Source organism: Streptomyces sp. NPDC054770 (assembly GCF_053611985.1).
Genome location: NZ_JBSHBL010000025.1, coordinates 111,565 through 125,606, shown reverse-complemented (window position 1 = coordinate 125,606; position 14,042 = coordinate 111,565). Strand labels below are relative to the sequence as shown.

The 14,042-nt window shown below is 71.6% G+C and carries 12 protein-coding genes and 1 pseudogene; 8 read left to right on the top strand and 5 right to left on the bottom strand.

Translation table 11 applies throughout. From position 1 onward, the window contains the following. Positions 1 to 38 precede the first annotated feature (38 nt). Positions 39 to 623: a biotin transporter BioY gene (locus ACWGKQ_RS22805; protein WP_453293778.1), complete on the bottom strand. Its 585-nt coding sequence runs from the start codon at positions 621 to 623 to the stop codon at positions 39 to 41. A 435-nt stretch (positions 624 to 1,058) separates the two neighbouring features. Here ACWGKQ_RS22805 and ACWGKQ_RS22800 point away from each other — a divergent pair, with 435 nt between their 5' ends. The 7 genes from ACWGKQ_RS22800 to ACWGKQ_RS22770 all read left to right on the top strand — a co-directional run bounded on the left by ACWGKQ_RS22800 (position 1,059) and on the right by ACWGKQ_RS22770 (position 9,048). Further along, the gene (locus tag ACWGKQ_RS22800; protein WP_453293777.1) at positions 1,059 to 2,303 is read left to right on the top strand and encodes an ROK family protein; all 1,245 of its coding nucleotides are present in this window, start codon (positions 1,059 to 1,061) and stop codon (positions 2,301 to 2,303) included. 194 nt (positions 2,304 to 2,497) lie between these two features. Continuing rightward, complete coding sequence (locus ACWGKQ_RS22795) at positions 2,498 to 3,565, top strand: ABC transporter substrate-binding protein (protein WP_453293776.1); 1,068 nt, start codon at positions 2,498 to 2,500, stop codon at positions 3,563 to 3,565. Then, positions 3,562 to 4,404: an ABC transporter permease gene (locus tag ACWGKQ_RS22790; RefSeq protein WP_453293775.1), complete on the top strand. Its 843-nt coding sequence runs from the start codon at positions 3,562 to 3,564 to the stop codon at positions 4,402 to 4,404. Before ACWGKQ_RS22795 ends, ACWGKQ_RS22790 begins: the two co-directional genes overlap by 4 nt. Continuing rightward, complete coding sequence (locus ACWGKQ_RS22785; protein ID WP_453293774.1) at positions 4,380 to 5,093, top strand: ABC transporter ATP-binding protein; 714 nt, start codon at positions 4,380 to 4,382, stop codon at positions 5,091 to 5,093. The genes ACWGKQ_RS22790 and ACWGKQ_RS22785 overlap by 25 nt, the downstream gene beginning before the upstream one ends. A gap of 131 nt (positions 5,094 to 5,224) precedes the next feature. Then, positions 5,225 to 6,565, top strand: coding sequence for an LLM class flavin-dependent oxidoreductase (locus ACWGKQ_RS22780; protein WP_453293773.1), 1,341 nt, complete (start codon positions 5,225 to 5,227; stop codon positions 6,563 to 6,565). A gap of 30 nt (positions 6,566 to 6,595) precedes the next feature. Then, the gene (locus ACWGKQ_RS22775; protein ID WP_453293772.1) at positions 6,596 to 7,486 is read left to right on the top strand and encodes a TauD/TfdA dioxygenase family protein; all 891 of its coding nucleotides are present in this window, start codon (positions 6,596 to 6,598) and stop codon (positions 7,484 to 7,486) included. Positions 7,487 to 7,599: 113 nt separating this feature from the next. Then, on the top strand, positions 7,600 to 9,048 hold the full coding sequence (locus ACWGKQ_RS22770; protein ID WP_453293771.1) for an amino acid permease: 1,449 nt from the start codon (positions 7,600 to 7,602) through the stop codon (positions 9,046 to 9,048). On the opposite strand, the gene ACWGKQ_RS22765 is transcribed toward ACWGKQ_RS22770, so the two are convergent. Together ACWGKQ_RS22765 and ACWGKQ_RS22760 are read right to left on the bottom strand one after the other, a co-directional pair. Then, on the bottom strand, positions 8,994 to 11,177 hold the full coding sequence (locus ACWGKQ_RS22765) for a tetratricopeptide repeat protein (protein ID WP_453293770.1): 2,184 nt from the start codon (positions 11,175 to 11,177) through the stop codon (positions 8,994 to 8,996). The two genes, ACWGKQ_RS22770 and ACWGKQ_RS22765, sit on opposite strands and share 55 nt — an antisense overlap. Further along, a complete protein-coding gene (locus ACWGKQ_RS22760; RefSeq protein WP_453293769.1) occupies positions 11,174 to 11,593 on the bottom strand; it encodes a hypothetical protein in 420 nt (139 codons plus the stop codon). Before ACWGKQ_RS22760 ends, ACWGKQ_RS22765 begins: the two co-directional genes overlap by 4 nt. Positions 11,594 to 11,740: 147 nt before the next feature. Between ACWGKQ_RS22760 and ACWGKQ_RS22755 the strand changes: the two genes are divergently transcribed. Further along, positions 11,741 to 12,391 (top strand): superoxide dismutase, encoded by a 651-nt coding sequence (locus ACWGKQ_RS22755; RefSeq protein WP_453293768.1) that lies wholly within the window; start codon positions 11,741 to 11,743, stop codon positions 12,389 to 12,391. Positions 12,392 to 12,503: 112 nt separating this feature from the next. Here the strand turns inward: ACWGKQ_RS22755 and ACWGKQ_RS22750 are convergent. Beyond that, positions 12,504 to 13,279 (bottom strand): annotated as a pseudogene (locus ACWGKQ_RS22750) (SAM-dependent methyltransferase). Positions 13,280 to 13,339: 60 nt separating this feature from the next. Further along, a complete protein-coding gene (locus tag ACWGKQ_RS22745; protein WP_453293767.1) occupies positions 13,340 to 14,002 on the bottom strand; it encodes a mycothiol-dependent nitroreductase Rv2466c family protein in 663 nt (220 codons plus the stop codon). Between the last annotated feature and the right edge of the window lie 40 nt (positions 14,003 to 14,042).

The following is a 14,042-nucleotide window of genomic DNA, read 5'->3' as shown; positions in this document are numbered from 1 at the left end:
GCTTGAAGCACCCCGGGCCCCGCTGCGGTCGGGCTGGGTCAGCGCTTGTCGACGAGCTTCCACGCCGCGGGCACCGCGCCCATCGCCAGGGCCGCCTTCACCGCGTCGCCGATCAGGAACGGGGTGAGGCCGGCCGCGATCGCCGCGGACGCGGACATGTCGGCGGCGTAGGCCAGGTAGGGCACGCCGACGGCGTAGATGATCGCCTCGCCGAGCAGCATCGTGCCCGCCATCCGCAGTACGCCGCGGTCGGCGCCGCGCCGGGCCAGGGCGCCGACGACGGCGGAGGCGAGCATCATGCCGAGGATGTAGCCGAAGGAGACGGAGACACCGGAGGTGCCGCTCGCGAACCACGGCACGCCCGCGAGGCCGGCCAGCGCGTACAGGGCGAGGGAGAGCAGGCCGCGGCGGGCGCCGAGGGCGGTGCCGACGAGCAGGGCCGCGAAGGTCTGGCCGGTCACCGGGACCGGGGAGCCGGGCACGGGCACGGCGATCTGGGCGGCGAGACCGGTGAGCGCGGCGCCGCCGGCCACGAGGGCCGCGTCGCGCACCCGGGACGCGGGCAGGAGGTCGGCGAGGACGGTGCCGGTGCGGGTCGACGCGGCGGCGGTGGCGGTGCTCATGGGGACTCCGCGGGGTGGGGGCAGGCAAGGGACACCGTGACGCTATCCCGGGGCGTCTGAGCCGGACACGTCAGCGATCGACAAATGCCGGAAGCGGCACTTGGTGGGCTCTCCACAAAGGATGCGGGTTACACGCGGTACGGGGTGACGCCGATCACTGAGGCAGAGATGTTTCAGTCACGTCAACGGCATTGAACAGGCCTGTGGAGTTCCACCAATCGAATCCCAGCACTCTGGTGGGATTCAGGGTTTCTGGCCTACGCTTTTGGACATGGTCGCCCAGTCCCGGAACTTCACGTCGCGTCGCTATGTCGACCTGCGACGCCAGGGGGCTGCCACCTGTCGCCGTACGCCCTGAGGCCGCGCGGCGGGAGACCGGTCCGGCGCGCCTCGACGTCCGAGACGTGTCGGCCCCGTTCCCGAGGACGGTTTCCCATGCCCCGTACCGCGGCACCCCCGCTTCCCCCTGCGCCCCGTGACCGGCGGCGGACCAGTGCCAGTGTGGTCCTCCGCTCGGTCCTCGAGCACGGGCCGGTCGCCCGCTCCACCATCGCCCGGCTGACCGGGCTGTCCCCGGCCTCCGTCACCGACTACTGCGCCCGGTTCACCGAACTCGGCCTGATCCGGGAGACCGAGACGCCCCAGCGCGTCAAGGGCGTGGGCCGGCCGCACGTCCCGGTCGACCTGGACGACTCGCGGTTCGTGGTCGGCGGCGTGCACGTGGCCGTGCCGTACACCACGGTCGCGCTGCTCGATCTGCGCGGACGGGTCGTCGTACGGCGGGAGCTGAAGCACCGCTCCACCGATCCGCGCGGGGTGCTGGCACGGGCCGCCGCGGGGCTCGCCGCGCTGCTCGCCGAGGTGCCCGGCAGCCGGCCGCTGGGCGTCGGGGTGGCCGTCGGCGGGTGGGTGGACCGGGACTCCGGGACCGTCGTCGAACACCCGCTGCTCGGCTGGCGCGAGGTACCGGTGCGCGAGCTGCTCGGCGCGCACACCGGGCTGCCGGTCCATGTGGACGGGCACGCGCGGGCGCTGGTCAACGGGGAGCGGCTGTTCGGGCGGGCCCGGGGCAGCCGGAGCGTGCTGCACCTGTTCGTCGGGAACGTGGTCGACGCGGCCTTCGCCACCGGCGACGAGGTGCACCACGGCCCGCGCTCCCAGGCCGGCATGATCGGCCATCTCCCGGTGCCGGGCGGCACCGAGCCCTGCGACTGCGGACGCACCGGCTGCCTCCAGGTGGAGCTCAGCGAACGCACGCTGGTGCGGCGGGCCCGGGCGGCCGGGGTGACGGACGGCGGCAACCCGATGGACGTCCTCGCGGCGGCCGGGACCGGCGACCCGGCGGCCGTACGGCTGCTGGTGGAGCGGGCGCGGCTGACCGGGCGGGCGGCGGCGCTGCTGCTCGACGTCCTCAACCCGGAGAGCGTGGTCGTCACCGAGGTCGGCGTGCTGTACCGCGAGGACTGTCTGCGCGCGCTCCGCGAGGCGGTCGGGACGGAGCGGGCGGCCGTGGTCGCACCGACCAGTTTCGGGGCCTCGGTGCTGGCGGTGGCGGGCGGTTCGGTGGTCCTCGACGTGCTGTACCGGGACCCGCTGAGCGCCTCGTCCCCGACGGCTCCGACGGCAGCTCGGGCGACGGCTCCGGCGGCGGCTCCGGCCCTGTCACCAGAGCTTATTTAATTCAGAAACTCGGAATATTGACAGCCGTCGCACACGGCAAGGAACATCCTGGTCATGACCTGTCGCACCCTCTGTTGCTGACGTCTTGACGCGCCCCGGGCGCGCATTTCCCTCTGCGTGAGATCTCTCTTTCCGGCCTTCCGTCGCCGGGAATTCGCCCTGCCTTTCTGCTGCTTTTCCCTCGGAGCACTCCCATGCCTTCTGCGTCCTCTCCCGGCATCGACCGCCGGCTCTTCCTCACCTCACTGCTCGGCGCCTCGGCGGCCGTGGCCGGGCTGAGCGGCTGCGCGGGCGGCAGTGCCGCCGCCGACACCGCGGGCGCCTCGACCGCTCCGCTGGCGGACAAGGTGCCGTCCGGCACCAGCCTGAAGATCGCCTCGTATCTGAACACCCAGCAGTTGCAGTTCAAGCTGGCGAAGCTGCCTGCACTGCCGTTCACGGTGTCGAGCTGGGTGAACATCGGGGCCGGCCCCGACGTCATCAACGCATTCCGCGCCAAGTCCCTGGATCTCGCGAACAACGCGGGAATTCCACCGATCCAGGCGCAGTACCAGGGGTTCGCCGCGAAGATCGTGGCGATCGAGCTCACCCGTAAGCCGAACTACACGTTCGCCACCAAGCCCGGCAGCGACATCCACACGGTCGCCGATTTCAAGGGCAGGAAGCTGGCCTTCTCGCAGGGGCAGGCCCAGGGTGTGGTGCTGCTGCGGGCGCTCAAGGAGGCCGGGCTCGCCTACGGCGACGTGAAGCTGGTCCCGCTGACCAGCAACCAGTTCTTCACCGCCCTGCAGTCCGGCCAGGTGGACGTGGCGCCGCTCCCCAACACCCAGGCGCCGGCGTACCTCCAGCAGTACGGCTCGAAGGGCGCCCGCACCATCGCCACCGACGTCGTCGACCTGCTCAACCTGCTGTGGGCGCCGCAGGCGGTACTGAACGACAAGGCCAAGGCGGCCGCGGTCGCCGCGTACATCCCGCAGTGGGCCAAGGGCCTGGTCTGGCAGTGGGAGAACCCGGACACCTGGAACGAGGAGTTCTACGTCAAGACCCAGAACCTGACCCTCGCCCAGGCCCAGGGCATCACCAGGCTCGCCAACAAGCCGCTGTTCCCGCCCAGCTGGGCCGAGGCGATCAAGTGGGAGCAGGAGACCGCGGACCTGCTGGCGGAGGGCGGGTTCGTGAAGAAGACCGACGTCTCCGCGCTCTTCGACCACCGCTTCGAGTCCATCGCCGCGAAGGCCGTACCGGCGGAGTACCGGAAATGACCGCCGTGACCACCGGCACCGTGCCGGTTCCCGTCGCGGAGGAGGCGCACCGGGTCCGGCCGCGCCGCCGGCTCTCCCCCGGCCGCCGGCTGCCCGCCGCCCGGCTCGCCGGTCCGCTCGTCGTCCTCGCCGCCTGGGCGATCGCCTCCGCCGCCGGGCAGCTCGACCCCGGCGCGGTCCCGGCGCCCTGGACCGTCCTGGACACCGCCGTCCACCTGTGGACGGCCGGGACACTGCGCACCGACATCCTGACCTCCGTGGAGCGGGCCGGGTACGGGTTCGCGATCGGTCTGACCGCCGGGGTGCTGCTGGCGCTGGCCGCCGGGCTCAGCCGCACCGGCGAGGCGCTGATCGACGGGACCGTGCAGATCAACCGGGCGATCCCCACTCTCGGCCTGATCCCGCTGTTCATCCTCTGGCTGGGCATCGGCGAGACCTTCAAGATCGCCATCATCGCGATCGTCGTCTACATACCGATCTACCTGAACACGCATGCCGCGCTGTCCGCCATCGACAGCAGGTACGTCGAACTCGCCGAGGTGCTGGACCTGTCGAGGCTCCAGTTCATCCGGCAGATCGTGATCCCCGGCGCGCTGCCCGGATTCTTCGTGGGGCTCCGGCTCGGCGTCACCGGCTCCTGGCTCGGCCTGGTCGTCCTGGAGCAGATCAACGCCACCAGCGGCCTCGGCTACATGATGTTCCAGGCCCAGAACTACGGGCGCAGCGACATCATCCTCGTCGGTCTGCTGATCTACGGCGTCTTCGGCCTCGTCTCCGACACCGTGGTCCGACTCATCGAACGGAGGGTGCTGTCGTGGCGCCGCACACTGAGCAGCTGACCCGCCCGGCCGTCCGACTCCGCGGCCTGACCCGGTCGTTCGGGGACCGTACGGTCCTCGACGGCATCGACCTCGACCTGCCGGCCGGGCAGTTCACCGCCCTGCTCGGGCACAGCGGCTCCGGCAAGAGCACCCTGCTGCGGGCCGTCGCCGGACTCGACCACGGGGTCTCCGGCAGCGGGGAACTCACCGCCCCGGAACGGGTGTCGGTGGTCTTCCAGGACTCCCGGCTGCTGCCCTGGCGCCGGGTGCTGGACAACGTGGTGCTGGGCCTGGACGGCAAGGACGCGCTCGACCGGGGCCGCGCCGCGCTCGAAGAGGTCGGCCTCGGCGGCCGCGAACGGGCCTGGCCGGGCGAGCTGTCCGGCGGCGAGGCGCAGCGGGCCGCGCTCGCCCGGTCCCTGGTCCGCGAGCCCGAACTGCTGCTCGCCGACGAGCCGTTCGGCGCGCTGGACGCGCTCACCCGGATCAGGATGCACCATCTGCTGCGCGAGCTGTGGAAACGGCACCGGCCGTCCGTGCTGCTCGTCACCCACGACGTCGACGAGGCGATCGTCCTCGCGGACCGGGTGCTGGTCCTGGAGCGGGGCCGGATCGGCCTCGACCTGACCGTCGATCACGACCGCCCCCGCGGCGAGTACCGAGGCCGCCTGCTGGCGGCGCTGGGCGTCACGGAGGACGTCGCGTGACCGTCGGTCGCGGTGGCCGTCCCGGGGGCTGCCGCCCCCGGACCCCCGCTTCGGCCTGAACGGCCTCGTCCTCAAACGCCGGGCGGGCTGAAAAAGCATCCACCGGCGCTGAAAACAGCAAAGGACCCCGCATGACCCGCCAGCTCCACCTCAACGCCTTCCTCATGACCACCGGTCACCACGAAGCCTCCTGGCGTCTCCCGGAGAGTGACCCCTACGCCCACGTCGACCTCGCGCACTACGTGCGGCTGGCCCGGACCGCCGAGCGCGGAACCTTCGACTCCCTCTTCCTCGCCGACGGCCCGCACCTGTGGGGCAGCGTCGCGCAGCGGCCCGCCGGGGCCCTGGAGCCGCTCACCCTGCTCACCGCGCTGGCCACCGCCACCGAGCACATCGGCCTGATCGCCACCGCCTCCACCTCCTACAACTCCCCCTACAACCTGGCCCGCAAGTTCGCCTCGCTGGACATCATCAGCGGCGGCCGGGCCGGCTGGAACATCGTCACCACGGCGGGCGCGGAGGCGGCCCGCAACTTCGGCATCGACGAGGAGCCCGCGCACGCCGAACGGTACGCGCGTGCCGCCGAGTTCCTCGACGTGGCCCTGAAGCTCTGGGACAGCTGGGAGGACGACGCGATCGTCGCCGACAAGGCCTCCGGGGTCTGGGGTGACGACGCGAAGATCCATCCGCCCCGGCACCGGGGCACGTACTTCAGTGTCGAGGGCGCCCTCAACGTGCCCCGCAGTCCGCAGGGTTACCCGCTGCTCGTCCAGGCGGGGTCCAGCGAGGACGGCAAGGCGTTCGCGGCCCGGTACGCGGAGGCCGTGTTCACCGCGCAGCAGACCGTCGAGGAGGCGCGGGCGTTCTACGCCGACCTCAAGGCCCGGACCGCCGCGGCCGGCCGGGACCCGGACCACATCAAGGTGCTGCCGGGCATCGTCCCCGTGATCGGCTCGACCGAGGCCGAGGCACGGGCGCACGAGCAGCTCCTGGAGGACCACATCGTGCACCGGCACGGCGTGGCCAACCTGGAACGGCTGCTCCATCTCCCCACCGGAACCCTGGAGCTGGACGCCCTGCTCCCCGCCGAACTGCCGTCCGAGGACGCCATCGAGGGCGCCAAGAGCCGCTACACGCTGGTCGTCGGCCTCGCCCGCCGCGAGCGGCTCACCGTACGGCAGCTGATCGGGCGGCTCGGCGGCGGCCGCGGGCACCTGACCTTCACCGGCACCCCGGAGCAGGTCGCCGACGCGATCGAGACCTGGTTCACGCAGGGCGCCGCCGACGGCTTCAACATCATGCCGCCGGTGCTGCCCTCCGGTCTGGAGACCTTCGTCGAGCACGTCGTCCCGATCCTGCGCACCCGCGGCCTGCTGCGCACCGGCTACGGCCCGCGCCGCACCCTGCGGGAGCGCTACGGCCTGCCCCGCCCCGCCAACCAGTACGTCACCCCCGCACTCGCCACCGCCTGAAAGTCCGACAGTCTGAAAGGACGCCCCCGCATGTCCATCGAGATCCGCAAGGTCACCGCGAACATCGGCGCCCAGGTCCTGGGCGTGGACATCTCCAAGCCGCTGGACGAGGAGCAGGTCGCCGCGATCCGCGAGGCCCTGAACGTCCACAAGGCCCTGGTCTTCGACGACGTGAACCTCGACGACGAGGGCCAGGAGGCCTTCGCCCGGCACTTCGGCGACCTCACCACCGCCCACCCGACGGTGCCCGCCGTCGACGGCGCCCCGAACGTGCTGCCCGTCGACAGCGAGCGCGGCCGGGCCAACCACTGGCACACCGACGTGACGTTCGTCCTGAACCCGCCCCAGGCCAGCACCCTGCGCTCCATCACGGTCCCGCCGTACGGCGGCGAGACCCTGATCGCCAGTTCGGCCGCCGCCTACCGCGACCTGCCCGAGCCGCTGCGGACGCTGGCCGACACGCTGTGGGCGGAGCACACCAACGACTACGACTACGCGGTACCGGACGAGGAGATCGACGCGGAGAAGGCCGCGCAGCGCGCCCAGTTCACGTCGATCAAGTTCCGCACGGTCCACCCGGTCGTCCGGGTGCACCCGCTGACCGGTGAGCGCGGCCTGTTCATCGGGGGGTTCGCACAGCGGATCGTCGGCCTGTCGAAGGACGAGTCCCGCCGGATCCTCGACCTGCTCCAGGCGTACGTCACCAGCCCCGAGAACATCCTGCGCCACCGCTGGTCCCCGAACCAGCTCGTCCTGTTCGACAACCGCATCACCCAGCACTACGCCGTCGACAACTACGACGGCCGGCCGCGCCGCCTCAACCGCGTCACCGTCGCCGGTGACGTCCCGGCCGGCATCGAGGGCAAGGAGAGCTACTCGATCGAGGGCGACGCCTCGCACTACACCTCCGTAGCCGAGTGAACACGTCACGTTGACGGCGTGTCCGGATAATGGGCGGCCTCCCCGGGACGGCGGGGAGGCCGCCCACACTATGGGCGTTTTTGCCCATCTCACGCATTGGACGAGCCGCGCCCATGCCGCACCGCAGCACCCCGGTCGAGACACCGCCGACGCACCACGAAGGCGACGCCTCCCCTTCTCCCTCCCTCTCCCCCGGCCTCAAGCAGCGCCACCTGTCGATGATCGCCCTGGGCGGGGTCATCGGCGCGGGCCTCTTCGTCGGCTCCGGCGCCGCCATCGCCGCCGCCGGGCCGTCCGTGGTCATCGCCTACACCCTCTCCGGGCTCCTGGTGATGCTGGTGATGCGGATGCTGGGCGAGATGTCGGCCGCGTATCCGTCGTCGGGCTCGTTCTCGGCGCACGCGGAGCGGGCGATCGGGCCGTGGGCGGGCTTCACGGCCGGCTGGTCGTTCTGGGTGCTGCTGTGCACGGCCGTGGGCCTGGAGGGCATCGGCGCCGCGAAGATCGTCACGGGCTGGCTGCCGGGGACGCCCGAGTGGGCGTGGGTGGCCCTCTTCATGGTCGTCTTCTGCGCCACGAACCTGGCCGCGGTGCGCAACTTCGGCGAGTTCGAGTTCTGGTTCGCGGCCCTGAAGGTGGGCGCGATCGGCCTCTTCCTGGTCCTGGGCGTGCTGGCCCTCGCCGGTGTCCTTCCCGGCACCGACTCCCCGGGCACCTCGAACCTGACCGACTTCCTCCCCCACGGCGGCGAGGGCCTGATCATCGGCGTGCTGGCCTCGATCTTCGCGTACGGCGGCCTGGAGACGGTCACCATCGCGGCGGCCGAGTCCGAGGACCCGGTCCGGGGCGTGGCGAGCGCGGTCCGCACCGCCATGTGGCGCATCGCGCTCTTCTACATCGGCTCGATGGCGGTCATCGTCACCCTGGTCCCCTGGGACTCGGAGGAACTCGTCGAGAAGGGCCCGTACGTGGCCGCCCTGGACCGCCTGGGCATCCCCGGCGCGGGTCAGCTCATGAACGTCGTGGTGCTGGTCGCCCTGCTCTCCGCGATGAACGCCAACATCTACGGCTCCTCGCGCATCGCCTACTCCCTGGTGGAGCGCGGCCAGGGCCCGAGGACGCTGGGCAGGATCTCCGGAGGTGTCCCGCGCCCGGCGGTCCTCACCTCCTGCGTCTTCGGCTTCGTCTGCGTCGTGCTCAGCTACTGGCGCCCGGACGACGTCTTCCCCTGGCTCCTCAACATGATCGGCGCGGTGATCCTGGTCGTCTGGATCCTCATCGCCGTCTCCCAGCTGCTGCTGCGCCGCCGCACCCCCGGCAAACCGGTCGTGCGCATGTGGGCGTTCCCGTACCTGACCTGGCTGGCGCTGGCGGGCATGGCGGTGATCTTCGTCCTGATGGCCCGCGAGGCGGACACCCGCGTGCAGCTGTACTACACGGGCGGAATGACGGCCGCCCTGGCGGCGGTGGGCTACGCGCGGCAGCGGCGGCGGAAAGCCGGGGCCGGTCAGGCTCCGGCCTCGGCCTCGGCCTCCCAGGCGGCAAGCCGGTCACGGTCGTAGGCGACGAAGGGGTGCTCGGGGCCGAGCGCCTGTGCCCGGAGCTGGGCGACCCGCTTCAGTATCGTGAGGGCTTCCCGGCGTCTGCCCAGACCGTGGGCGACGACCGCGTTCAGGGACAGGGCGGACACGGCCACCGGATGACCGGCCCCCTGAAGCCGCGTCCGGTCGGCCAGCACGCGGCGGGCGATGGGCTCCGCCTCCTCGTACCGTCCGAAGGCCACCAGGCCGACACCGTAGGAGTGGTAGGCCCCAACCGTCGTGAGGTCGTCCAGCGGCAGCGCCCGCTCACAGGTCTCGGTGAGGGCATCGACCTCGGACCTGAACTCGGCCTCCTTGCCGAGCTGCGGAAGGACCTCCGCGAGGTAGACCCAGGTGAACAAGGTCTCCGGTGCGTGATTCCCCAGCACCCGCCGCTGGCCTTCGAGTGCCCTGCGGAGCAGGCGTTCGGCCTCCTCGTCCTGGTCCTGTAGGTCGAGCGGCTGGTGCAGGCCGACACAACTGCGCAGGGTGTCCGGATGATCGGGCCCCAGCACGAGTTCGCGGCGCGCGAGGACCCGGCGGTGCAGTTCCTCGGACTCGGCGTAACGCCCCATCCGGAACAGGGCTCCGGCCTCCACTTCGCGTGCCTGCAGGGCGACCGGGTGCTGCACGCCGAGCAGCGCCTCGCCCCGGTCGGCGACCTCCGGAGCGAACCCGAGAGCACCGGCGAAGTCACCCGAGTCGAACACCTGCCGCACAACGCGCACCGCCAGCTCAACGGTACGTTCCCCGGGCGCTGCCCTCAGCAACGCCACGGCATGGGGCGCCAGCAGCCCGAGCCGGTCACGGGTCTCGGGTGAGGCGGTGTCCCGGTCCGGCAGCGCCGCCTCCAGCAGCCCGGCCGCCGTCTCCACCAGTGCCGGTCTCCGTCCCTCCGGGACCCCGGCCGCGACGCTGTCGAGGAGGACGCCGTGCGCGCGGACACAGCGCACCCCCTCGGACACGACGACCAGTTCGGCCAGCGAGTGGTCGAGCAGTGCCCGCAGGGCGGGTTCCACCCGGGCCGGTTCGAGTTCCTCGACGGCCGGCGCCCCCTGCGCCAACGGGGCCAGCGCGTCCAGCGGCACGGGATCCGCCGCCCAACAGGACAGCAGCCGCAGCAGCGTCGTCGCCTCCGGCAGGCCCTGCCGGGTCAGGGTGTTCAGGGACAACTGCCAGGTGCGGCCGACCAGGTGGCGGGACTGGCTGCCGCCCTGGCCGGCCGCGCCCCGGTCCACGATGCCGGTCGACTCCTCGGCGAGCTTGCGGTCGTACTCGTCCATGGACCACGACTCCAGCAGCTGGTGTGCGAGATGGGAACCGGCCAGGGTGAGCGCCAGCGGAAGCCGACCCAGGCGTTCGGCCACCTTGCGCGCGGACTCGAGATCGCCGGCATCCGGCGCCAGATCGCACAGGACCTGGGCCGCGTGATCGAGTGGAAGGACACCGAGGGCGTGCCGGGAGACTCCGGGTCGGCGCCACAGCGGGGATCCCGCATGGCGGGTGGTGACCAGGACCGTGCCGCGGGGGCTGGTCCGCAGCCACGCACCGTCCTCCAGCACAGCCGGGTCGTCGGCGTTGTCGAGGACCAGCAACCATGGATCGGCCGCTTGGTCGAGGTGATACCAGACCAGGTCGGAAGCGGCCCGCTGTCCCGCCGCGGCTGCGGCGAGTTCACCCGCCGTCGCCCCCTGGTCGCCCGCGACCGCCAGCATCCCGGCGCGCAGGGACATGCGCTCCGAGGCGTTCACCCAGAAGCCTGCCCTGCCGTGGGCACGGACCGCCTCGGTGAACAGCCAGTACGCCAGAGCCGTCTTGCCGCAGCCGCCCATACCGTGCACGACGTGGACGTCGCCGCCGGTCCCGGTGAGGGCCGCCGTCAGCACGCCGAGAATGTCCTCGCGATCGCGCAGGATGCCCGGTGGGCGGCCGACCAGGGGTACCCGTACGGAGTCGGGTCCGGCCGGGCCCACGACCGGTGGCGGCGGTGCGGCGGCGAAGAGCGGAGCGGCCCCGACGTCGTAGTGGTGGTGATGTTCCTCGATGTACTGGTCGCCGGACGTCTGGAAGATCCGGCCCTGCCCCGACGCCCGGGCTCCGAGTTCGCTCATCGTTCGGTGATGTGCTGGTCGCGGCCGGCCTGGTAGACACGCCCGCTGCCGGAGACCTCGGCGCGCAGACGTACCTCCACCGCCGTCTGCTGCTGCGGAAGGTGGTGGTCCAACTCGCGGAGCATGCGGCGCAGTTCGTCCGCGACCTCCGGCTGTGCGAGCAGCAGCCGGCGGACCCGTGCCTGCCATTCGGCGGTCAGTTCGGCTTCGGTGTCGGTGTCGCCCGAGGCGCGAGCGAGCAGCAGGTCCTCACGCGCGGCCGCCAGCTCACCGCCGACTGCCTCGGCCCTCGCCGGCTGGTGACGCCGCCAGAGGGCAACCACACCCTCCCGCGCCGCCTCCCAGGCCTGAGTGGCCATCAGAGCCACCACCGTCGTGCCCGCCGTCTGGGCGAGGTCAGCAATCTCAGGCCCCATGGATTCCCCCTTCCACGAGTCTCGATAGTAGGTCGTGCCCCGGGGTCGGCACATTCCCGTGCGTGCCGGACAACACTCCCGACACTCTTGCTGCTAGCCTGCACTTGCAACCTATTTGCAATAAGAGGTTCGGAGGGGCCCACACCCATGCCCGTCTACACGCTTCCTGAACTGCCCTACGACTACTCCGCGCTCGCGCCCGTGATCAGCCCCGAGATCATCGAGCTGCACCACGACAAGCACCACGCGGCGTACGTGAAGGGCGCCAACGACACCCTGGAGCAGCTGGCGGAGGCGCGGGACAAGGAGAGCTGGGGGTCGGTCAACGGGCTGGAGAAGAACCTGGCCTTCCACCTCTCCGGGCACATCCTGCACAGCATCTACTGGCAGAACATGACCGGCCCGAAGGACGGCGGTGGCGGCGAGCCGCTCGCCGCGGACGGGGTGGGCGAACTGGCGGACGCGATCACCGAGTCCTTCGGTTCCTTCGCGGGCTTCAAGGCCCAGCTCACCAAGGCGGCGGCCACCACCCAGGGCTCCGGCTGGGGGGTCCTGGCGTACGAGCCGCTGAGCGGCCGGCTGATCGTCGAGCAGGTCTACGACCACCAGGGCAACGTCGGCCAGGGCTCGGTGCCCGTCCTGGTCTTCGACGCCTGGGAGCACGCCTTCTACCTCCAGTACCGGAACCAGAAGGTCGACTTCATCGACGCCATGTGGGCGGTCGTCAACTGGCAGGACGTCGCCCGCCGGTACGCGGCGGCGCGGTCCCGGGCGGATGTGCTGCTGCCGGCTCCGTGAGCCGTTGAGGCGCCCTGCCTCGTGATCGTCTTCTCACCGTTCACAGGGGGCAGGCGGAAAGAGGGCGGGCCCCCGCGAGGACGTGACTCGCGGGGGCCTGCCGTGCGCCGGCTCAGGGCTTGCGGGCGAGGCCGCCGTGCCGGCCGATCGGCTGCGGGTCCGTCCCCGCCCCGGGGCGCCACAGCGGCACCGACACCACCCCGGGACCGACCAGCTCCAGGCCCTCGAAGTAGCCCTCGATCTGGTCGACGGGCCGCAGGTAGTAGGGGACCGCGCCGGTCTCGTTGTAGGCGTCCTGCGCCTGCTCGTAGGCGGGGTCGGTGCCGCGGGAGCCGTCGTTGACGGAGAGGTGGCTGCCGGCGGGCAGGCCGGCCAGCAGTGCGCGGACCAGGTCACGGGCGCGGTCGTAGCCGTCGACGTGGCCGAGGATGCCGCTGAGGATCAGGGCCGTGGGGCGGGTGAGGTCGAGGGTGCGGCCCGCGGCCTCCAGGATGCGCTCCGGGTCGTAGAGGCTGAGGTCCTCGTACGCGGTGACGCCCTCCTCGGTGGAGATGAGCAGGGCGCGGGCGTGCGCGAGGACCAGCGGGTCGTTGTCGACGTACACGATCCTGGACTCGGGGGCGATCAGCTGGGCGACCTCGTGGGTGTTGTCGACGGTCGGCAGCCCGGTGCCGACGTCGAGGAACTGGCGGATGCCGGCCTCGCGGACCAGGTGCCCGATGCTGCGGCCGAGGAAGGCGCGGCTGCTGCGGGCGACGGTCACGATCCCGGGGAAGACGGCGGTGTAGGCGTCGCCGGCCTCCTGGTCGACGAGGTAGTTGTCCTTGCCGCCGAGCCAGTAGTTCCAGATGCGGGCGAATGCGGCACCGAGGTGTCGGTCTCCGTCATGTGCCCATGGTGCTACGGGAGATGGGGATCGCGGGACACCTCGGCGCCACAGGCCGGGTCCTACAGGTTGCTGAAGTCGGGGCCCTTGGTACGGCTCCGCTTGATCTCATAGAAACCGGGCACGGAGGCGACCGCGACCGTGCCGTCCCACAGGCGGGCCGCCTCCTCGCCCTTCGGGGCCGGGGTGACGACCGGGCCGAAGAAGGCGATCTGCTCGCCGTCCGGGCCGGGGACCGCGATGACCGGGGTGCCGACGTCCTGGCCGACCTTCTCGATGCCTTCCTTGTGGGAGGCGCGCAGCTGGGCGTCGAACTCGAAGTCCTCCTGGTCGGCGTAGTCGATCAGGTCGGCCGGCAGGCCGACGTCGGCGAGAGCGCCCGCGATGGCCTCCAGGGTCGGGCCCTCGCCGTTGTTGTGGATCCGGGTGCCGAGCGCGGTGTACAGCGGGCCGAGGATGTCGGAGCCGTGCTTCTGCCAGGCCGCGGTGACCACCCGGATCGGCTTCCACGCCTTGGTCTCCAGCAGCTCGCGGTACTCCTCGGGCAGCTCGTCCAGCTTGGGCTCGTTGAGCACCGCGAGGCTCATGATGTGCCAGCGGACCTCGATGTCGCGGACCTTCTCCACCTCCAGGACCCACCGGGAGGTCATCCAGGCCCAGGGGCACAGCGGGTCGAACCAGAAGTCGACGGGGGTCTTGCCGGAACTGGTCACGGTCTCGGACATGGGTCTCCTCGGAATGCGGTCCTTTCCGGCGGCAACACCG

Bases quoted from the DNA above. Each gene is read 5' to 3' on its own strand.
- ACWGKQ_RS22805 (WP_453293778.1), bottom strand. From the start codon at position 623: ATGAGCACCGCCACCGCCGCCGCGTCGACCCGCACCGGCACCGTCCTC.
- ACWGKQ_RS22800 (WP_453293777.1), top strand. From the start codon at position 1,059: ATGCCCCGTACCGCGGCACCCCCGCTTCCCCCTGCGCCCCGTGACCGG.
- ACWGKQ_RS22795 (WP_453293776.1), top strand. From the start codon at position 2,498: ATGCCTTCTGCGTCCTCTCCCGGCATCGACCGCCGGCTCTTCCTCACC.
- ACWGKQ_RS22790 (WP_453293775.1), top strand. From the start codon at position 3,562: ATGACCGCCGTGACCACCGGCACCGTGCCGGTTCCCGTCGCGGAGGAG.
- ACWGKQ_RS22780 (WP_453293773.1), top strand. From the start codon at position 5,225: ATGACCCGCCAGCTCCACCTCAACGCCTTCCTCATGACCACCGGTCAC.
- ACWGKQ_RS22775 (WP_453293772.1), top strand. From the start codon at position 6,596: ATGTCCATCGAGATCCGCAAGGTCACCGCGAACATCGGCGCCCAGGTC.
- ACWGKQ_RS22770 (WP_453293771.1), top strand. From the start codon at position 7,600: ATGCCGCACCGCAGCACCCCGGTCGAGACACCGCCGACGCACCACGAA.
- ACWGKQ_RS22765 (WP_453293770.1), bottom strand. From the start codon at position 11,177: ATGAGCGAACTCGGAGCCCGGGCGTCGGGGCAGGGCCGGATCTTCCAG.
- ACWGKQ_RS22760 (WP_453293769.1), bottom strand. From the start codon at position 11,593: ATGGGGCCTGAGATTGCTGACCTCGCCCAGACGGCGGGCACGACGGTG.
- ACWGKQ_RS22755 (WP_453293768.1), top strand. From the start codon at position 11,741: ATGCCCGTCTACACGCTTCCTGAACTGCCCTACGACTACTCCGCGCTC.
- ACWGKQ_RS22745 (WP_453293767.1), bottom strand. From the start codon at position 14,002: ATGTCCGAGACCGTGACCAGTTCCGGCAAGACCCCCGTCGACTTCTGG.